The sequence below is a fragment of the Clavibacter tessellarius genome (assembly GCF_001618005.1).
Classification (GTDB): domain Bacteria; phylum Actinomycetota; class Actinomycetes; order Actinomycetales; family Microbacteriaceae; genus Clavibacter; species Clavibacter tessellarius_A.
In genome coordinates, this window is the sequence record NZ_LQXA01000034.1 from 15,071 (window position 1) to 34,343 (window position 19,273).

A 19,273-nucleotide genomic window follows, 5' to 3' on the forward strand; every position below is an offset into this window, starting at 1 on the left:
CCACCCGACCCACCGAACGGATTGATCCGATGAAGCTCGAACTGCGGGGCATCACCAAGCGCTTCGGCGCCCTGGTCGCCAACGACCACATCGACCTGGTGGTCCAGCCCGGGGAGATCCACTGCCTCCTCGGCGAGAACGGCGCAGGCAAGTCCACGCTGATGAACGTGCTCTACGGCCTGTACCAGGCGGAGGAGGGCGACATCCTCCTCGACGATCGCGTCGCCCGCTTCGCCGGACCCGGCGATGCGATGGCCGCCGGCATCGGCATGGTGCACCAGCACTTCATGCTCATCCCCGTGTTCACGGTCGCGGAGAACGTCATGCTCGGCCACGAGGAGACGAAGGCCGGCGGCCGGCTCGACCTGGCCGCGGCCCGCGCGAAGGTGCGCGAGATCTCGGCCCGGTTCGGCTTCGACGTGGATCCCGACGCCCTCGTCGACGACCTGCCCGTGGGCGTGCAGCAGCGCGTCGAGATCATCAAGGCGCTGTCGCGCGACGCGAAGGTGCTCGTGTTCGACGAGCCGACCGCCGTGCTCACGCCGCAGGAGACCGACGAGCTCATGGTCATCATGAAGCAGCTGCGGGACGCGGGCACGGGCATCGTCTTCATCACCCACAAGCTGCGCGAGGTGCGCGAGGTCGCGGACCGCATCACGGTCATCCGGCTCGGCAAGGTGGTCGGCGAGGCCGAGCCCACCGCGAGCAACGCCGAGCTCGCCGCCCTCATGGTCGGCCGGAGCGTGTCGCTCACGGTCGCCAAGGAGCCGGCGACGCCCGGCGACGCGGCCCTCGTCGTGCGCGACCTCACGGTCGTCGACGCCGCGGGCCAGGTCGTCGTCGACGGCGTGAGCTTCGAGGTGCACGCGGGGGAGATCCTCGCCATCGCCGGCGTGCAGGGCAACGGGCAGACCGAGCTGACCGAGGCGATCCTCGGCCTCCAGGCGCGCGTCACCGGCACCATCGACCTGGACGGCACGCGCCTCACGGGCCGCTCGGTGCGCCGCGTGCTCGACGCGGGCGTGGGCTTCGTGCCCGAGGACCGCAACGAGGACGGGCTCGTCCCCGAGTTCACCATCGCCGAGAACCTCATGCTCGACCGGTCCGACAGCCCGCCGTTCGTGGTGGCCGGATCCCTGAAGCTCGCCTACCTCGACTCCTTCGCGCGCGACCGCGTGCGCGAGTTCGACATCCGCACGCAGGGCATCGACACGCACGTCGGACGGCTCTCCGGCGGCAACGCGCAGAAGGTCGTGCTCGCCCGCGAGCTCAGCCGGGAGCTGCGGCTCCTCGTCGCCGCGCAGCCCACGCGCGGCCTCGACGTCGGCTCCATCGAGTTCGTCCACACGCGCGTCATCGAGACGCGCGACCGGGGCCTGCCCGTCATCGTCGTCTCCACGGAGCTCGACGAGGTCGCGGCGCTGGCCGACCGCATCGCCGTGATGTACCGCGGCGGCATCGTCGGCATCGTCCCGGGCGACACCCCGCGCGACGTGCTCGGCCTGATGATGGCCGGCGAGGTCCCCGCATCCGTCCCCACCCCCACGACCGCCGGAGGGCGCACCGCATGACCGACGACACCACTCGTCCCGAGGGCCAGGGCCCCGCGGACCCGTCCGCCGGACAGCTGCCCGCGTCCGGTCGCGAGGCCGGATCGGTGGGCGACCCCACGCGCTCGGAGGCGCCCGCGGGCGTGCCGGCCGTGGACACCGCCGCCCCCGCCGACGGCCCCGGGCCCGAGGCCGAGGGATCGCGCGCCGGCCAGGTGCTCCGCGAGATCGCGTCGGGCAGCGCGCTGCTGTCCGTGCTCGCGGTCGTGCTGTCGCTCCTCGTCGGCGCGCTGCTCATCGCCGTCACCGACGAGGCGACGCAGAAGGCCGCCGGCTACTTCTTCCAGCGCCCCACCGACACGCTGAGCGCGGCGTGGGACGCCGCGTCGGGCGCCTACTCCGCGCTCTTCCAGGGCTCGATCTACAACTTCCGCCGCCCGGGCTTCGCGAACGGCATCAAGCCGCTCACGGAGACGCTGACCTTCGCGACCCCGCTCATCGCGGCCGGACTCGGCGTCGCGCTCGCGTTCCGCGTGGGCCTGTTCAACATCGGCGCGCGCGGCCAGATGCTCATCGCCGCGGCGTGCGCCGGCTGGGTCGGCTTCAGCTTCGACATGCCGCCCGCGCTGCACCTCGTGCTCGCGGTGGGCGCGGGCATCCTCGGTGGCGCGCTCTGGGGCGGGATCGTCGGGCTCCTCAAGGCGCGCACGGGCGCGCACGAGGTGATCGTCACGATCATGCTCAACTACGTCGCCTTCTACCTCCTCTCCTACCTGCTGCGGACCCCGGGCCTCCTCCAGGCGCCCGGGTCGAACAACCCGAAGACCCCGGGCATGAAGGACAGCGCGGTCTTCCCCGCCCTCCTCGGCGACGGCTACTCGCTGCACGCGGGCTTCCTCGTGGTCGTCCTCGCGACGGTGCTGGTCTGGTACCTGCTCAACCGCTCCGGCCTCGGATTCCGCTTCCGCGCGGTGGGCGAGAACCCGAGCGCGGCGCGCGTCGCGGGCATCGACGTCAAGAACTCCTACCTCTACGCGATGCTCATCTCCGGCGGGCTCGCGGGCCTCGCCGGGGCGAGCCAGGTGCTCGGCACCGTCACCACGGGCTTCAGCTCGGGGATCGACGCGGGCATCGGCTTCGACGCCATCACGGTGGCGCTGCTCGGCCGCAGCCGGCCCTGGGGCGTCTTCGTCGCCGGGATCCTGTTCGGCGCGTTCAAGGCCGGCGGCTTCTCGATGCAGGCGGCCGAGGGCGTGCCCATCGACATCGTCGTGGTCGTCCAGTCGCTCATCGTCCTGTTCATCGCGGCGCCCCCGCTCGTGCGGGCGGTCTTCCGCCTCCCCGCGCCGGGCCAGGCGCGTCGCACCACCCGGATCCGGAAGGCGGCGACGGCATCGTGACCGCGACGACCCCCACCACCCCCGCCCCGACGCCCGCGCCCCAGGATCCGGCTGCCGCGGCCCTCGAGCGCTCCGTGGCGACCAGCTGGAAGGCCCCCGTCGCGTTCGGGATCTTCACGCTCATCTCCCTGGTCCTCTTCGTGCTCCTCGGCCGGGAGGGCTCGAGCACGTTCGGCCTCTCGACGGGGACGGACCTCATCCAGCTCGCCCCGGTCGTGCTGCCGACCGCCGCGACCGGCGTGGTCGTGACCGTCGCCCTCGCGGCGCTCACGGTCGTCGCGGCCCTGCTGGTGCGCCGCGCGGCGAAGGTGCCGCTGTGGCTCACGGCCGTCTTCGCCGTGCTGTTCCTCGTGGCGTTCCTCACCTGGGCGTCCGCCGGCCAGACGATCCCCGTGCCCGGGCTCCTCGTGGGCACGGTCGCGCTGTCGGTGCCGCTCATCTTCGGCGCGCTCGGCGGCGTGCTCTCGGAGCGCGTCGGCGTCGTCAACGTCGCCATCGAGGGGCAGCTGCTCGCCGGCGCCTTCGTCTCGGCGGTCGTGGCGTCGATCACGGGCCAGCCGCTCATCGGCCTCGCCTCGGCGATGGTGGCCGGCATGCTGGTGTCGTTCGTGCTCGCGGCCTTCGCGATCAAGTACCTGGTCGACCAGGTGATCGTCGGCGTGGTGCTCAACGTGCTCGTCACCGGCCTCACGAGCTTCCTCTTCTCGCAGGTGCTCTCGGCCGACCCCGAGCGGCTCAACTCGCCGCCGCGGTTCGACCGGATCGACATCCCGCTGCTCGGCCAGATCCCCATCATCGGCCCGGTGCTGTTCCGGCAGACGATCATCGTCTACCTCATGTACGTGGCCGTCTTCCTCGTCTGGTACTGCCTGTTCCACACCCGCTGGGGCCTGCGCCTCCGCGCGGTGGGCGAGCACCCGCAGGCGGCCGACACCGTGGGCATCAAGGTCGCGCGCACCCGGTTCTGGAACGTGTCCCTCGCGGGGGCCATCGCGGGTCTCGGCGGCGCGTTCTTCACGCTCGGCTCCGTGGGCGCGTTCAACAAGGAGATGACCGCCGGCGCGGGCTTCATCGCGCTGGCCGCGGTCATCTTCGGCCGGTGGGATCCGCTGCGCGCCACGCTCGCGGCCCTCCTGTTCGGCTTCGCGAGCAACCTGCAGAACGTCCTCGGCGTCATCGGGTCGCCCGTGCCGAGCGAGTTCATGCTGATGCTGCCGTACGTCGTGACCATCGCCGCGGTCGCCGGACTCGTGGGGCAGGTGCGCGGCCCCGCCGCGGCCGGCAAGCCCTACGTGAAGTCGTGAGCGGCGCGGAGCCCGTGGAGTCGGGCGGCATCGACTGGGGATCGCTCCGCGAGGCGGCGCACGAGGCCATGGGCCGGGCGTACGTCCCGTACTCGAGGTTCCCCGTGGGCGTCGCCGCCATCGCCACCGACGGCCGGGTCATCACGGGCTGCAACGTGGAGAACGCGTCCTACGGCCTCACCCTCTGCGCCGAGTGCGCGCTCGTCTCCGTGCTGCACCTCACGGGCGGCGGCCAGCTCGTCGCCTTCACGTGCGTGGACGGCGACGGCAACATCCTCATGCCGTGCGGGCGCTGCCGTCAGCTGCTGTTCGAGCACGCGGTGCCGGGCATGCTGCTGGAGACCGTCTCGGGCATCCGCACGATCGACGAGGTGCTGCCCGACGCCTTCGGGCCGAGCACCTTGGACGCCTACGGGAGCCGGTCGTGAGCGCCGCGTTCGACGTCGTCGACCTGATCCGCGCCAAGCGCGACGGCGGTCGGCTCTCGACCGCCGAGATCGACTGGCTGGTCGCTGCGTACACCGACCGCTACGTGGCGGACGAGCAGATGGCCGCGCTCGCGATGGCGATCCTGCTCCGCGGCATGGACCGCGCGGAGATCCGCGACCTCACCCTCGCCATGATCGCGAGCGGCGAGACGCTCGACTTCTCGGGGCTCGGCAAGCCCACGGTCGACAAGCACTCCACGGGCGGCGTGGGCGACAAGATCACCCTCCCGCTCATGCCGCTGGTCGCCTCCTACGGCGTCGCCGTGCCGCAGCTCTCCGGCCGCGGACTCGGCCACACGGGCGGCACGCTCGACAAGCTCGAGTCGATCCCGGGCTGGCGCGCCGACCTCTCCACCGAGGAGATGGTGCAGCAGATGAAGGATCACGGCGGCGTGGTCTGCGCGGCCGGCAGCGGGCTCGCCCCCGCGGACAAGCGGCTCTACGCGCTCCGCGACACCACGGGCACGGTCGAGGCGATCCCGCTCATCGCGTCCAGCATCATGAGCAAGAAGATCGCGGAGGGCACGGGCGCCCTCGTGCTCGACGTGAAGTTCGGCGGCGGCGCCTTCATGACCGACATCGACCGGTCGCGCGAGCTCGCACGCACCATGGTCGAGCTCGGCACGGACGCGGGGGTGCGCACGACCGCGCTCCTCACCGACATGGACGTGCCGCTCGGCCTCGCCATCGGCAACGCCAACGAGGTGCGCGAGTCCGTCGAGGTGCTCGCGGGCGGCGGTCCGGCCGACGTCGTGGAGCTCACGGTCGCGCTCGCGCGGGAGATGCTCGCCGCGGTCGGGATCCCGGACGCCGACGTCGAGGACGCCCTCCGCGACGGCCGCGCCATGGACTCGTGGCGCGCGACCGTGCGCGCGCAGGGCGGGGATCCGGACGCCGCGCTGCCCGTCGCGCGCGAGACGCACGTGGTCACCGCGGAGCGCGACGGCGTGCTCGTGCGGCAGGACGCGCTCCCGTTCGGCATCGCCGCCTGGCGCCTCGGCGCCGGACGCGCGCGCCAGGGCGACGCCGTCCAGCACGCCGCGGGCGTCGACCTGCACGCGAAGCCGGGGGACCGCGTCCGCCATGGCGATCCGCTGTTCACCCTGTCCGCCGACGAGCCGGAGCGGTTCGCCCGGGCGCTGGAGTCGCTCGAGGGCGCCTACCGCGTCGGCGACCCGGACGAGTTCGTCGCCCGCGGCCCGCTCGTGCGGGAGCGCATCACCGCCGAGGGCTGACCCGGGGCCGGCCGGTCGCCGTGCCGCGACCCAGGCCGGGCCGGACTGCCCCGGCCTCAGCCGATGCGCTCCAGCGCGTCCACCACCACGTCCCAGAACGCGGCGTGGTCGAGGTCGACCGCCACCTGCGTCGTGCAGTCCGCGGGCGCGGGGCGGCGGAGGTCCGCCACCGTCATGCCCGTCGTGTGCGTGCCCGTGAGCTCCACCGAGATCGGCGCGCGCCGCACCGAGACGATCCGCGGGTCGATGACGCGCGCCACCGCGCACGGGTCGTGCACGGGCGGGCTCGGGAAGTCCTGCCGGTCGTGGTACGCGCGACCGTACGACTCCATCGAGTCGACGACGAAGCGCGCGGCCGGCGTGCCGAGGGCCGCGATGCGCGCCATGACCTCCGGGGTCGCCGTCGCCTGGTACGTGAGGTCGAGTCCGACCATCGTCACGGGCCACGCCTCGCCGAAGACGATGTGCGCGGCCTCCGGGTCGACCGCGACGTTGAACTCCGCCACGGCCGTGCGGTTGCCGTGGTGGTAGCCGCCGCCCATCAGCACCACCTCCTTCACGCGCTCGACGATGCGCGGCTCCCGGCGCACGGCGAGGGCGATGTTGGTGAGCGCGCCCAGCGGCACGAGCGTGATCTCGCCGGGCGCGTGCGACATCACCGTCTCGATGATGAGGTCCACCGCGTGTCGCGGGTCGAGCGCCACGGTCGGCTCCGGCAGCTCGGGCCCGTCGAGCCCGGTCTCGCCGTGGATCTCCGGCGCCGTCATCACGGGCCGCACGAGCGGGCGCGCGCAGCCGGCGGCGACGGGAACGCCGCGGATCCCGGCGACGGTCGCGACCGCGAGCGCGTTGCGCGTCACCTTGTCCAGCGTCTGGTTGCCGGCGACGGTGGTGATGCCGACGAGCTCCACCTCGGGGCTCCCGTGCGCGAGCATGAGCGCGAGCGCGTCGTCGTGCCCGGGGTCGCAGTCGATCAGGATCTTGACGGGCACGGGGTCCTCCGGCTGCTCGGGCGGCACGATGCCTCGCGCCCCGATGATGAGTGTGCTCACGACCTCGTCGCGGGCCTCGTCGAGGCTAGTAGATTCGTCCCATGACGATCGCTCCCGAGGACTCCACGCTGCCCGGCGGAGGGTCGTACCGCGACCTCCCCAAGGTCTCCCTTCACGACCACCTCGACGGCGGCCTCCGCCCCGCCACGATCGTCGACATCGCCGACCAGATCGGCCTCGAGCTGCCCGCGACGGGCGCGGACGCGCTCGGCGAGTGGTTCCGCACCAGCGCCGACTCCGGATCCCTCGTCGACTACCTGAAGACGTTCGACGTCACCATCGCGGTCATGCAGACCGAGGAGAACCTCGCCCGCGTCGCGCGCGAGTTCGTCGAGGACCTCGCGGAGGACGGCGTCGTCTACGGCGAGATCCGCTGGGCACCCGAGCAGCACCTCACCACGGGCCTCTCGCTCGACGCGGTCGTCGAGGCCGTGCAGGCGGGCATCGAGGAGGGCGTCGAGGCGGCGGGCGGCTCCATCCGCGTCGGCCAGCTCGTGAGCGCCATGCGCCACCTCGACCGCGGCACCGAGATCGCCGAGCTCGCCGTCCGCCACCGCGACCGCGGCGTCGTCGGGTTCGACATCGCCGGACCCGAGGCGGGCTTCCCGCCGTCCCGCCTGCAGGGCGCATTCGACCTGCTCGCGCGGGAGTGGATGCCCCGCACCATCCACGCGGGCGAGGCCGACGGCCTCGAGTCCATCCGCGGCGCGCTGCTCGACGGCCGGGCGCTCCGCCTCGGCCACGGCGTGCGCATCGCGGAGGACATCGAGATCGACAGCGAGGAGGGCGAGGACGTCTTCGTCACGCTCGGCACGCTCGCGCAGTGGGTGAAGGACCGCGGCATCCCGCTCGAGCTCAGCCCGTCGTCGAACCTGCAGACCGGCGCCATCGAGGCGTGGGGCGACCAGATGGTCGACCACCCGTTCGACCTGCTCTACCAGCTCGGCTTCGCCGTCACGGTGAACCCCGACAACCGCCTCATGAGCGGCACGAGCATCAGCCGCGAGCTCGCGCTCCTCACGGACGCGTTCGCCTACGACCTCGACGACCACGAGGTGTTCCAGCTCAACGCGGCGGCCGCGGCCTTCCTCCCGCTGGAGGAGCGCGAGGCGCTCGCCGACATCGTCTCCGACGGGTTCGCCCGCCTGTAGCCCGGGGCCGTCGGCCCGTCATCGCCCGCCCGCACCAGAGAGGCCGCACGTGCTCCCACCGCTCCCGGACGACGCCGTCACGCTCCGCGCCGAGGCCGCCGACTGGCGCGCCGCCGTGCGCCTCGCGGGCGACGCGCTGGTGCGCTCGGGCTCGGCCACGTCCGACTACGCCGACGCCATGATCCGGGTCATCGAGGAGTTCGGCGCCTACGTCGTCATCGCGCCCGGCCTCGCCCTGGCGCACGCGCGGCCGGGCCCGGAGACCCTCGCGGACGGCCTCGCGGTCGTCACGCTGCGAGAGCCGGTGTCGTTCGGGCACGCCCACAACGACCCCGTCGACGTCATCGTCGGGCTCGCGGTCACCACGGTCGACCGGCACGTCACGTCGGTCGCGGACATGGCCAACATCTTCAACGACGCCACCGCGATCCCGCGGCTGCGCGCCGCCACCACGGTCGAGGAGGTCCGGCGCGTCATGGCCGGCGAGGAGGACGCATGAAGGTCGTCGCGATCTGCGGGGTGGGGATCGGCACGTCCGGGATCCTCAAGGTGAACGCCGAGCGGGCGCTCGCGCGCCTCGGCATCGAGGCGGAAGTCACGGCGGCCGACCTCGCGAGCGTCGCGACGATCGGCGAGGACGCGCAGGTCATCCTCACGTCGCCCGAGCTCGTCGACCGGATCGGCCCGACCTACGCCGACATCGTCGTCATCGAGAACTACTTCGACCTGGAGGAGATCTCCGCCAAGCTCGACGCCGCGCTCGGCTGATCCGCGCCCTGCCGATCCGTCGGGGTCGGAGCCGTCGCCCGACCGGCCGTCGCCGGGGGAGCCGCGCCCCCGCGCGCGATCGCGATCCCGGCCGCCAGGAGCGACATCCCGGCGATCCCCGCGCCGGCCGCGAGCACCGCGGGCGACGGCGCGGTGATCGGCTGCCCCGCGAGCGCCTGCGCGGTGACGAGCGCGACCACCGCGAGGTACGCGACCGCCGCGATCGCCGTCAGCCGCACGCGCACGCGGTCGGGCGCGAGCGCCGGGATCCGCCGCCCCGCCAGCCCGAGCAGCAGCGCCGCCACCGGCAGCAGCTGGAGCGCGTGCATGCCGATGAAGTGCGGGATCCTCAGATCGCCTGCCGTCGTGCTCCAGCCGAGCACGGGGAGCCCGGGACCGCCGTCCGCCTCGCCCACCGCGTGCGCTCCGGCCACGCCGTGGAAGTCGGCGAGCTGGGCGGCGGTCGGCGAGGTCATGAGGTACGCGAGGCCGATGCCCACGAGCGCGATGAGCGCGCCGGCGCGGATCCCGAGCGTGAGCGCCGGGTCGGGCAGCCGGAGCCGCAGGACCGCGATGCTCGTGACGAACGTGCAGAGGTACAGCACGGTGATCGACGTGGCCATGACGCCCCAGAGCACGGTCGCGAGCGGCGTCGCGATGTTGAAGTGGCTCGTCGTCCCGGCGGCCGCCGCGCCCACGATGACCGCCTGCTCGACGACGAGCGCGACCGCGACCACCGTGCCGAGCACGTGCGCGGGCCGCCGGAAGCGGGGGAGGTGCGCGATGAGCCAGGCCCAGGACACGGCGTAGACGAGGATCGACAGCGCGAACTTGGCGGGCTTGTCCCAGACGGGCGCGCCCGCCACGAGGCGGTCGTCGACCACGCGTCCCACGACGCAGACGGCGGCGACCACGACCATGAGCGCGGCCACCGTCATGAGCGGCCGGTGCCACCCGACGGCGCGGCGGATCACGACGCGGCCCCCGCCGGCATCGCGACGGTCGCCTGCGCGATGCGCCGGAGCCCGGCGGCCAGCTCGTCTCCCAGCACGGTGCCGACGACCATGAGCTCGGCCATCGCGGTGCGGTCGGGCCGGGCGCGCACGGCGGCGAGGTCCGCCTCGGCCTGCACCCCCGCGGCCTCCGCGTAGCGCGCCAGGTAGCCGTCCTCCATCGGATGCCCGGAGCGGGCGAAGGCGTCCACCGCCCGCGCCGCCTGGGCGCGGCCGGCGTGCCCGTCGAGGACGCACCAGCCGGCCTCCTCCGTGACCGCGTCGATCCGGGCGAGCGCGTCGGGCGCGGGCGCGTCCGCCGGCGGCGGGCCGTGGGTCAGCGCATCCTGCGCGACCGCGAAGACGTCCTGCACGCGGCGGTCGTCGTCGTCGAGCACGGCGAGGACCTCGCGGGCCCGCGCGACGGGCAGCCGGCCCACTTCGATGAGGGCGCGGATCAACCGGACCCGGCGCGCGTGCTCGTCGTCGTAGTCCGTGCGGTTGTCGCTCACGCGGGTGCCCGCCGGCAGCAGGCCCTCGCGGACGTAGTACTTGACGGTGGCCGCGGGGACGCCCGTGGCGGCGGCGAGCTCGGTGATGCGCATGCCGCGAGGCTAGCGCACTGATAGCGTCACTACCAGTGGCCGGCGGAAGAAGATCCGCGGGCCGGCGAGCGGCCCGCGGATCCTCCGCCTCAGACCTCGAGCAGGTGCGGGACGGCCTCGGCGAGGTCGGCGATGATCGCGCGCGCCGCGTCCCGCCGCTCCGCCACGGTGCCCTCGGTGCTCTGGGCGTCGAGGTAGACCTTCACCTTCGGCTCGGTGCCGCTCGGGCGCACGATGAGCCGGGCGCCGTCCCCCAGGTGGAAGCGGAGCACGTCGCTCGGGGGGAGGTCGCCGAAGCCGTCGACCAGGTCGTCCATGCGCTCGACCGCGCGCGAGCCGATCCGGGTCGGCGGGTCCTGGCGGAGCTTCGCCATGATGCGCGGGATGACCGCGAGGTCGGTGACGCGCACCGAGATCTGGTCGCTCGCGAACGAGCCGAAGCGCTCCGCGAACTCGCGGTCGTAGTCGTCGATGGTCTGCCCGCGGGACTTCAGCAGCAGCACGCCGTGCAGCACGGCGACGGCGGCCGAGATGCCGTCCTTGTCGCTCGTGATCCACGGGGCCACGAGGTACCCGAGCGCCTCCTCGTAGCCGTAGACGATGTCGGGGGCGCGCGAGATCCACTTGAAGCCCGTGAGCGTCTCGCGGTAGCCGAAGCCGAGCTCGCGGGCGACGACCTCGAGCGCGGGGGAGGAGACGAGGCTCGACGCGAACGTGCCCGTGTTGCCGTCGGCCGTGTAGCGCTCGGCGATGCCGAGGCCGAGGAGCATGCCGACCTCGTTGCCGGAGAGCCGGCGCCAGGCGCCGTGCTCGTCCGCGATGGCCACGGCCAGGCGGTCGGCGTCGGGGTCGTTCGCGATGATGAGCTCGGCGTCCGCGGCGATGGCCGCCTGGAACGCGAGGTCGAGCGCGCCCGGCTCCTCCGGGTTCGGGAACGCGACGGTCGGGAAGTCCGGGTCGGGATCCGCCTGCGCGGCCACGACGATCGGCCGGTCGACCCCGACCGCGTCGAACACGCGCGCCGCCGTCTCCCACCCGACGCCGTGCAGCGGCGTGTAGACCCACGTGAGCGGCGCGAGCGGCGCGGCGAAGAGGTCGGCGACCTCGCGCACGTAGGAGTCGACGAGCGACTCGGGCGCGATCTCGTAGTCGTCCGCGACGGGCAGCTGCTGCACCGTCCGCTCGCCCGCGGCCTTGTGGATGAAGGCGGCGATGTCGCGGTCGGCGGGGCTGACGATCTGCGCCCCGTGGTCCTCGTCGCCGAGGTAGACCTTGTAGCCGTTGTCGCGCGCCGGGTTGTGCGAGGCCGTCACCATGACGCCGGCGCTCACCGCGAGGTGCTTCACGGCGTAGGCGAGGAGCGGCGTCGGCAGCGCGCGGGGGAGCAGCACGGTGCGGACGCCGGCGCCCGCCATGATCCGCGCGGTGTCCTCCGCGAACACGCGGGAGTTGTGCCGCCCGTCGTAGCCGACGACGATGCTCGGCCGGGGGCTGCGGCTGCGGAGGTAGTCGGCGAAGCCCGCGGCGGCCTGCGCCACGAGCACGCGGTTCATGCGGTTCGGGCCGGCGCCCAGCTCGCCGCGGAGGCCCGCGGTGCCGAACTGGAGCCGCGTCTGGAAGCGATCGCGCAGCTCGGCGGAGGCCTGCTCGCGGTCGGACGCGGACGCGTCGGTCGCGGTGCCGGCCACGCGCGCGAGGAGCGCGTCGACCTCGGCGCGGGTGACGGGATCCGGGTCCTGCGCCTGCCACGCCCGCGCGGCGGCGACGAGCGCCTGCGTCTCCTCCCGGCTCACAGGGCGCCCACGATGCGGGCGAGCATCCCGCCGATGCGGCCCTCGGCGGCGCGTCCGGCCTCGATGACCTCCTCGTGGCTGAGCGGCGTCTCCTGGATGCCGGCGGCGAGGTTCGTGATGAGCGACATGCCGAGCACCTCCATGCCGGCCTCGCGCGCGGCGATGGCCTCGAGCGCGGTGGACATGCCGACGATGTGCCCGCCGATCGCCTCCGCCATGCGCACCTCGGCGGGCGTCTCGTAGTGCGGGCCGCGGAACTGGCAGTAGACGCCCTCGTCGAGGTCGGGCTCCACCTCGTGCGCGATCGCGCGGAGGCGGGCCGAGTAGAGGTCGGTGAGGTCGACGAACGTCGCGCCCTCGAGCGGCGAGTCGGCGGTGAGGTTGATGTGGTCGCTGATGAGCACGGGGGTGCCGGGCGTCCAGTGCCGCTTGATGCCTCCGGCGCCGTTGGTGAGGATCATGGTGGTCGCGCCGGTCGCGGCCGCGGTGCGCACGCTGTGCACGACCCGGCGGACGCCGTGGCCCTCGTAGTAATGGGTGCGCGCGCCGATGACGAGGGCGCGGCGGCCGGAGGGCAGCAGCACGCTGCGGAGCGAGCCGACGTGGCCCTCGAGCGCGGGCTTCGAGAAGCCGACGACCTCGGTGGCCGGGATCGTGGCGGTGGTCTCGCCGATGAGGTCCGCCGCGCGCCCCCATCCGCTGCCGAGGGTGAGGGCGATGTCGTGGCGCTCGACGCCCGTGAGCTCGGCGATCTGCCGGGCCGCCTGCCGCGCGATCTCCTGGGGGTCGGCGTCGGGAGACTCGAGGGGGTTGCTGTAGGTCATGCCCCGATCCTAAATGCGCGTGGACCCGCGCCCCGGGCGGCATCAGCGGCGACGCGGGAGGGCCGGGTGACGGGTTCGCGCGGGGCCGGGGCCTGCGGGATGATGTGCGCATGGGATACGAGTTCGAGGCCAACCAGAGGATCGCCATTCTCGGAGGGGGCCCGGGCGGATACGAGGCCGCCATCGCCGGAGCCCAGCTCGGCGCCGAGGTCACGCTCGTGGAGCGCGTGGGCGTGGGCGGCTCCGCCGTGATGACCGACGTCGTCCCCTCGAAGACCCTCATCGCGACCGCGGAGGCCACCAACGCGCTCGGCGAGGCCGCCGACCTGGGCGTCCAGTTCTTCTCCCGCGGCGAGCAGACCCGCCGGCCCGTGCGGCCCGAGGTCGCCGTCAACCTGCAGGCCGTCAACGACCGGCTCCTCCGCCTCGCGCGCCAGCAGTCCGAGGACATGAAGTCGAGCCTCATCCGCGCGGGTGTCCGCATCGTGCAGGGCGAGGGCCGCCTCGACGGGCCGAACCGCATCATCGTCTCCACGGGGCGCGGGGGCGCGGGCACCGACTTCGACGAGATCGATGCGGACACGACCGTCATCTCCACCGGCGCGAGCCCGCGCATCCTCCCGACGGCCAGGCCCGACGGCGAGCGGATCCTCACCTGGACCCAGCTCTACACGATGGAGTGCGTGCCCGAGCACCTCATCGTCGTGGGATCCGGCGTCACGGGCGCCGAGTTCGCCTCGGCCTACACGGCGCTCGGCGCCAAGGTCACGCTCATCTCCTCCCGCGACCAGGTGCTGCCCGGCGAGGACGCCGACGCCGCCCGCGTCATCGAGGACGTCTTCACGCGCAACGGCATGACCGTGCTGTCGAAGTCCCGCGCCGAGTCGGTCGTCCGCGACGGCGACCGCGTCGTCGCGACGCTCTCCGACGGCCGCGTCGTGGAGGGCAGCCACTGCCTCATGGCGGTCGGATCCGTGCCCAACACCGCAGGGATCGGCCTCGAGGAGGCGGGCGTGCAGATGAGCGACTCCGGCCACATCCGCGTGAACCGCGTCGCGCGCACCTCGGTGCCGAGCGTGTACGCCGCGGGCGACTGCACGACGTTCCTGCCGCTGGCCTCGGTGGCGGCGATGCAGGGGCGCACGGCGGTCTACCACGCCATGGGCGACGCGGTCAGCCCCACGGAGCTCCGCAACGTGACGTCGAACATCTTCACGCAGCCGGAGATCGCCACGGTCGGCTGGTCGCAGAAGCAGATCGAGGAGGGGCTCGCGCAGGGCGACATCTACAAGCTGCCGCTCGCCTCGAACCCCCGCGCGAAGATGCAGAACGTGAAGGACGGCTTCGTGAAGCTGTTCGCGCGCACCGGCTCCGGCACGGTCATCGGCGGCGTCATCGTGGCACCCAAGGCGAGCGAGCTGATCTTCCCGCTCGCGCTCGCCGTGGAGCACCGGCTCACGGTCGACGACGTGGCGCGCGCCTTCACGGTCTACCCGTCGCTGTCGGGCAGCATCTCCGACGCGGCGCGCGCGATGCACATCGTGCTCTGACCCTCCGGCCGCGCCGCGCGGCCCACATGCGACGACGGCCGGCCCCCGAGGGGACCGGCCGTCGTCGCGCGCGGCGGGATCAGACGATGTCGAGCAGGCGGTGCCCCGACGGGACGGTCTGGCCGACCTCGGCCGCGAGGCCGGTGACGGCGCCGTCCCGGTGCGCCGTGAGCGGCTGCTCCATCTTCATGGCCTCGAGCACCACGAGGAGGTCGCCCTTGACGACCTGCTGGCCCTCCTCGACGGCGAGCTTGACGACGGTGGCCTGCATGGGCGAGGTGACGGATCCGCCGCCCGAGGTGTCGACCGCGCCGGCCTGCTTGCGCCGGGCGGGGGCTGCGGCAGCGCGACGGGACGAGGACGCGCCCGCGGCGGGCGCGAGGTCCTCGGGGAGGCTCACCTCGATGCGCTTGCCGCCGACCTCGACCACGACGGTGTGCCGCGCGGGCGCCTCGGCGGCGTCCGCCAGCGCGCCGGACCACGGCTCGATGGTGTTGTCGAAGTCGGTCTCGATCCACCGGGTGTAGACGGAGAACGGAGCCCCGTCCGCGGGGGCGAACGCGGGGTCGCGCACGATCGCACGGTGGAAGGGGAGCACGGTCGGCAGGCCCTGCACCTCGAACTCGTCGAGCGCTCGACGCGAGCGCTCGAGGGCGTCCTCGCGGCTGGATCCCGTGACGATGAGCTTCGCGAGCAGCGAGTCGAAGGCGCCGGAGATCTCGTCGCCCGCGCGGACGCCGGAGTCGACGCGCACGCCGGGGCCGCCGGGAGCCTGGAACACGTGCACGGGGCCGGGCGCGGGGAAGAAGCCGCGGCCCGGGTCCTCGCCGTTGATGCGGAACTCGAACGAGTGACCGCGCGGCGCCGGGTCGTCGTAGTCGATGAGGCCGCCCGCGGCGATGCGGAACTGCTCGCGCACGAGGTCGATCCCGGTGACCTCCTCGGACACGCAGTGCTCCACCTGCAGGCGCGTGTTGACCTCGAGGAAGGAGATGGTGCCGTCCTGCGCGACGAGGAACTCGCACGTGCCGGCGCCGACGTAGCCCACCTCGCGGAGGATCGCCTTCGACGCCGCGTAGAGCTGGGCGTTCTGCTCGTCGGTGAGGAACGGCGCGGGCGCCTCCTCGACGAGCTTCTGGTGGCGGCGCTGGAGCGAGCAGTCGCGGGTCGAGATCACGACGACGGTGCCCGCGCTGTCGGCGAGGCACTGGGTCTCGACGTGGCGCGGGCGGTCGAGGTACTTCTCGACGAAGCACTCGCCGCGGCCGAACGCCGCGACGGCCTCGCGGGTGGCGGACTCGAACAGCTCCGGCACCTCCTCGCGGGTGCGGGCGACCTTGAGGCCGCGGCCGCCGCCGCCGAACGCCGCCTTGATGGCGACCGGCAGGCCGTGCACGTCGACGAAGTCGAGCACCTCGGCGGCGCCGGCGACCGGGTTCAGCGTGCCGGGCGCGAGCGGCGCGCCCACGCGCTCGGCCACGTGCCGCGCGGTGACCTTGTCGCCGAGCTGCTCGATGGCGCTCGGGGAGGGGCCGATCCAGATGAGGCCCGCGTCGATGACCTGCTGCGCGAAGTCGGCGTTCTCGGCGAGGAAGCCGTAGCCGGGGTGCACCGCGTCGGCGCCCGAGCGGCGCGCGACGGAGAGGAGCTTCGCGATGACGAGGTAGGTGTCCGCGCTCGTCTGCCCGTCGAGGGCGTACGCCTCGTCGGCGAGCGTGACGTGCAGCGCGTCGCGGTCCTGGTCGGCGTAGACGGCGACCGAGCCGATCCCCGCGTCCCTCGCCGCTCGGATGATGCGGACGGCGATCTCGCCTCGGTTGGCGATCAGGACCTTGTTCACACGCGTCATGGGACCCCAGCCTAGGGTCTGGGATCGGCCCGGCTCCGGAGGGTCGCCACAGACATGCGGGCCGTCGGGGTGCGCGCGTCGACAAACGGCGTGCGCGATCCGGGCCCTGGCATGATCGAGGCATGACCGCATCCGGCACCGGCGACGACGACGCGCGGGCCGCCGCGGCCGACCTCGCCGACCTCCTCGCCCGCACGGTGGCCGAGCTGCAGGCCCGCCGGTCCCCGGACGAGGCGCTCGCCGAGGTGCGCGCCAAGCGCTCCTTCGGCCCCATCAAGCGGCAGCCCGCGATGGTCCCGGTCGGCCGCGCATGGCGGCTCGGCGTGCTGCTCCTGTCAGCCGACGGGTCGCTGCGCCGCACCGGCAGCATCACCCGGGCGGTCGAGCCGACGCGCTCGCAGGGCCTCGACTCGGGCGTCGAGGCGCGCAAGGAGGCCAGGCGCCAGGCCGTGCGGTCCTTCGCGGAGGGCGACGCGGTCGACTACGACTGGGAGCCCATCGCGCTCGACGCCGCGTCGCTCGCGCGCGGATCCGGCCCGCTCTCCCTCCGCGGACGCGAGCTGCGCGTGCAGTGGGGCCCGAACGCGCACGAGACCCGGCCGCTGGCGGCGTATCTCGCCGACCGCATCGAGGTGCTCGGGATGGGCTGAGGTCGTCCCGCAGGCGCCGACCCGCCCGCCGGATCAGACGGGGTCGGCTCCGAGCAGGCGCGCCTCGACGGCGCCCTGGCGGTTCCAGAGGTCCGGCCAGGCCACGTCGAGCTCCCGCACCAGCGCGCGCAGGGTGGGGAGCGACAGGCCGACGACCGTGCTCGGGTCGCCCTGGATCCGCTCGATGAACGCGGCGCCCAGGCTGTCGATGGTGAACGAGCCCGCCACCAGCAGCGGCTCGCCCGTGGCGACGTAGGCGTCGATCTCGGCGTCGTCGATGTCGTCGCGGAAGCGCACGTCGGCGACCGCGGCGCGGCCGACGCCGCGGACGATGCGGCCGTCGACCGCCTCGATCAGCCAGTGCCCGGAGTGGAGGCGGCCCTCCCGGCCACGCTGCGCCCGCCAGCGCTCGGTGGCGCGCTCCGGCGTGTGCGGCTTGCCGTGCACGACGCCGTCGACCTCGAACGCGGAGTCGCCGCCGAGCACGAGGCCGGTCAGGGGCGCCCCCGCGACGAGCTGGCCCACGACGGCCTCGGCCTTGGCGCGCGCGAGCAGCTGCACCATCTCCTCCGGTCCGAGCGGCCCGCGATCCGCCTCCGCGGCGGCGACGGCGGCGGGCTCGTCCACGTCGGACGGCAGGACGACGGGCTCGATGCCGGCCGATCGCAGCAGGGCCAGGCGGGCGGGGGACGTGGAGGCGAGGTGCAGGCGCGTCGTCATCGGATCATCGTGGCATGCGCGGTCGGGGTGCCGCGGTGCCCGCTCCGTCGGACGGGGGCGCCCGCGTGTGTCAGGGTTGCCGCATGGGTGAGCAGGTGGGCCGCGAGGTCGAGGTGGACGTGACCAACATCGCGCACGGGGGAGTCTCCGTCGCCAGGCACGACGGGCGGGTGGTCTTCGTCTCGGACGCGATCCCGGGCGAGCGGGTGCGCGCGCGCATCACGGAGGACTCGAAGAAGTCGTTCTGGCGCGCCGACACGGTCGAGGTGCTCGACGCCTCCCCGCACCGCCGCCCCCACGTGTGGGCCGAGGCCTCCGTCGACCGCGCGCCCGAGGACCGGGTCGGCGGCGCCGAGCTCGGCCACATCGACCTCGCCCACCAGCGCGAGCTGAAGCGCCAGGTCGTCGTCGACTCCCTCTCCCGCATGGCCCGCGTCGAGCGCGAGGTCGAGGTCGAGGCGCTCCCCGGCGACGACGAGGCGGGCGGCCTCGGCTGGCGCACGCGCGTCAGCCTGCACGTCGACGACGACGGCCGCGTGGGCCCGTACGCCTCCCGCTCGCACCGCGTCATCCCCGTGCAGTCCCTCCCGCTCGCGACGGAGGGCGTGAACGGCGCGGCGCCCTTCGGCCAGCGCTTCCCCGGCGTCGAGGGCGTCGACCTCGTGGCGCCCGCCGAGGGGCACGTGCGCATGCTGCTCATCGACGGCAAGCCGCAGCGCCGCGACACCATCACCGAGCGCGTCCGCGACCGCGAGTTCAAGCTGGAGGCGGGCGGCTTCTGGCAGGTGCACCGCCGTGCGGCCGAGACCCTGTACGACGCCGTGCAGTCCTCCATCGACGAGGCCCTGTTCGACCCGCGCGCCGCCAACCTCGACCTCTACGGCGGGGTCGGCCTGCTGGCCGCCGCCGTGGGCGACCGCTTCGGCGACACCGTGCGCATCACCAGCGTGGAGAGCGACGAGGTCGCCACCGAGTTCGCGGGCGACAACCTCGCCGAGTGGGTGGGCGCCGCGTCGCTCACCGCGCGCGTCGACCGGTACCTGCAGAAGCTCGTCCGCGAGGCGAGCCCCGCCGAGCGACGCCGGCTCCAGGGCGCCACCGTCGTGCTCGACCCGCCGCGCGCGGGCGCGAAGAAGCCCGTGGTGGACGCGATCGTCGACCTGCACCCGGCGCAGGTCGTGTACGTGGCGTGCGACCCGGTGGCCCTCGCCCGCGACGTGGCGCTCTTCGCGGAGGGCGGCTACGAGCTCCGCTCGGTGCGCTCCTTCGACCTCTTCCCGCACACGCACCACGTCGAGAGCGTGGCCGTGCTGGTGCCCGCCGCGTCCTGATCCTCGACGCC

18 protein-coding genes are annotated in these 19,273 nt (G+C 73.8%); 11 read left to right on the top strand and 7 right to left on the bottom strand.

The genetic code is table 11. From position 1 onward, the window contains the following. The first annotated feature begins 29 nt into the window (after nucleotides 1-29). From AWH51_RS08620 to AWH51_RS08640, 5 genes are read left to right on the top strand one after another with little or no spacing between them, the layout of a single operon-like run. Entirely contained in the window at nucleotides 30-1,571 is a 1,542-nt protein-coding gene (locus AWH51_RS08620) for an ABC transporter ATP-binding protein (protein WP_063071676.1), read from the top strand. Further along, on the top strand, nucleotides 1,568-2,950 hold the full coding sequence (locus tag AWH51_RS08625; protein WP_175345498.1) for an ABC transporter permease: 1,383 nt from the start codon (nucleotides 1,568-1,570) through the stop codon (nucleotides 2,948-2,950). The genes AWH51_RS08620 and AWH51_RS08625 overlap by 4 nt, the downstream gene beginning before the upstream one ends. Beyond that, nucleotides 2,947-4,254, top strand: coding sequence for an ABC transporter permease (locus tag AWH51_RS08630; protein WP_081235005.1), 1,308 nt, complete (start codon nucleotides 2,947-2,949; stop codon nucleotides 4,252-4,254). The genes AWH51_RS08625 and AWH51_RS08630 overlap by 4 nt, the downstream gene beginning before the upstream one ends. Next, nucleotides 4,251-4,682: a cytidine deaminase gene (locus AWH51_RS08635; RefSeq protein ID WP_063071677.1), complete on the top strand. Its 432-nt coding sequence runs from the start codon at nucleotides 4,251-4,253 to the stop codon at nucleotides 4,680-4,682. Before AWH51_RS08630 ends, AWH51_RS08635 begins: the two co-directional genes overlap by 4 nt. After that, on the top strand, nucleotides 4,679-5,977 hold the full coding sequence (locus AWH51_RS08640; RefSeq protein WP_063071678.1) for a thymidine phosphorylase: 1,299 nt from the start codon (nucleotides 4,679-4,681) through the stop codon (nucleotides 5,975-5,977). The genes AWH51_RS08635 and AWH51_RS08640 overlap by 4 nt, the downstream gene beginning before the upstream one ends. A 56-nt stretch (nucleotides 5,978-6,033) precedes the next feature. On the opposite strand, the gene AWH51_RS08645 is transcribed toward AWH51_RS08640, so the two are convergent. Next, the gene (locus tag AWH51_RS08645) at nucleotides 6,034-6,969 is read right to left on the bottom strand and encodes a nucleoside hydrolase (RefSeq protein WP_063071736.1); all 936 of its coding nucleotides are present in this window, start codon (nucleotides 6,967-6,969) and stop codon (nucleotides 6,034-6,036) included. Between the two features lie 101 nt (nucleotides 6,970-7,070). Here AWH51_RS08645 and AWH51_RS08650 point away from each other — a divergent pair, with 101 nt between their 5' ends. From AWH51_RS08650 to AWH51_RS08660, 3 genes are read left to right on the top strand one after another with little or no spacing between them, the layout of a single operon-like run. Further along, nucleotides 7,071-8,180 (top strand): adenosine deaminase, encoded by a 1,110-nt coding sequence (locus tag AWH51_RS08650; protein WP_063071679.1) that lies wholly within the window; start codon nucleotides 7,071-7,073, stop codon nucleotides 8,178-8,180. 49 nt (nucleotides 8,181-8,229) lie between these two features. Beyond that, nucleotides 8,230-8,679, top strand: coding sequence for a PTS sugar transporter subunit IIA (locus AWH51_RS08655; RefSeq protein WP_063071680.1), 450 nt, complete (start codon nucleotides 8,230-8,232; stop codon nucleotides 8,677-8,679). Then, nucleotides 8,676-8,948, top strand: a complete 273-nt coding sequence (locus AWH51_RS08660; protein WP_063071681.1) for a PTS sugar transporter subunit IIB — start codon at nucleotides 8,676-8,678, stop codon at nucleotides 8,946-8,948. The genes AWH51_RS08655 and AWH51_RS08660 overlap by 4 nt, the downstream gene beginning before the upstream one ends. On the opposite strand, the gene AWH51_RS08665 is transcribed toward AWH51_RS08660, so the two are convergent. The 4 genes from AWH51_RS08665 to AWH51_RS08680 all read right to left on the bottom strand — a co-directional run bounded on the left by AWH51_RS08665 (nucleotide 8,897) and on the right by AWH51_RS08680 (nucleotide 13,162). After that, nucleotides 8,897-9,922, bottom strand: coding sequence for a hypothetical protein (locus AWH51_RS08665; RefSeq protein ID WP_063071682.1), 1,026 nt, complete (start codon nucleotides 9,920-9,922; stop codon nucleotides 8,897-8,899). The two genes, AWH51_RS08660 and AWH51_RS08665, sit on opposite strands and share 52 nt — an antisense overlap. After that, nucleotides 9,919-10,545 (bottom strand): MerR family transcriptional regulator, encoded by a 627-nt coding sequence (locus AWH51_RS08670; RefSeq protein WP_063071683.1) that lies wholly within the window; start codon nucleotides 10,543-10,545, stop codon nucleotides 9,919-9,921. The genes AWH51_RS08665 and AWH51_RS08670 overlap by 4 nt, the downstream gene beginning before the upstream one ends. A gap of 89 nt (nucleotides 10,546-10,634) precedes the next feature. Beyond that, complete coding sequence (locus tag AWH51_RS08675) at nucleotides 10,635-12,338, bottom strand: phospho-sugar mutase (protein ID WP_063071684.1); 1,704 nt, start codon at nucleotides 12,336-12,338, stop codon at nucleotides 10,635-10,637. Continuing rightward, nucleotides 12,335-13,162, bottom strand: coding sequence for a purine-nucleoside phosphorylase (locus AWH51_RS08680; protein ID WP_063071685.1), 828 nt, complete (start codon nucleotides 13,160-13,162; stop codon nucleotides 12,335-12,337). The genes AWH51_RS08675 and AWH51_RS08680 overlap by 4 nt, the downstream gene beginning before the upstream one ends. A gap of 110 nt (nucleotides 13,163-13,272) precedes the next feature. Here AWH51_RS08680 and AWH51_RS08685 point away from each other — a divergent pair, with 110 nt between their 5' ends. Beyond that, a complete protein-coding gene (locus AWH51_RS08685; protein ID WP_063071686.1) occupies nucleotides 13,273-14,712 on the top strand; it encodes an NAD(P)H-quinone dehydrogenase in 1,440 nt (479 codons plus the stop codon). 79 nt (nucleotides 14,713-14,791) lie between these two features. On the opposite strand, the gene AWH51_RS08690 is transcribed toward AWH51_RS08685, so the two are convergent. Then, nucleotides 14,792-16,561, bottom strand: coding sequence for an acetyl/propionyl/methylcrotonyl-CoA carboxylase subunit alpha (locus AWH51_RS08690; RefSeq protein ID WP_063071687.1), 1,770 nt, complete (start codon nucleotides 16,559-16,561; stop codon nucleotides 14,792-14,794). 122 nt (nucleotides 16,562-16,683) lie between these two features. On the opposite strand from AWH51_RS08690, the gene AWH51_RS08695 reads away from it, so the two are divergent. Continuing rightward, complete coding sequence (locus AWH51_RS08695) at nucleotides 16,684-17,211, top strand: hypothetical protein (RefSeq protein WP_063071688.1); 528 nt, start codon at nucleotides 16,684-16,686, stop codon at nucleotides 17,209-17,211. Nucleotides 17,212-17,244: 33 nt separating this feature from the next. On the opposite strand, the gene AWH51_RS08700 is transcribed toward AWH51_RS08695, so the two are convergent. Further along, entirely contained in the window at nucleotides 17,245-17,931 is a 687-nt protein-coding gene (locus tag AWH51_RS08700) for a Maf family protein (RefSeq protein ID WP_063071689.1), read from the bottom strand. An 83-nt stretch (nucleotides 17,932-18,014) separates the two neighbouring features. On the opposite strand from AWH51_RS08700, the gene AWH51_RS08705 reads away from it, so the two are divergent. Continuing rightward, nucleotides 18,015-19,262 carry a class I SAM-dependent RNA methyltransferase gene (locus tag AWH51_RS08705; protein ID WP_063071690.1) on the top strand — a complete coding sequence of 416 codons (1,248 nt, stop codon included), beginning with the start codon at nucleotides 18,015-18,017 and terminating at the stop codon, nucleotides 19,260-19,262. Nucleotides 19,263-19,273 lie beyond the last annotated feature (11 nt).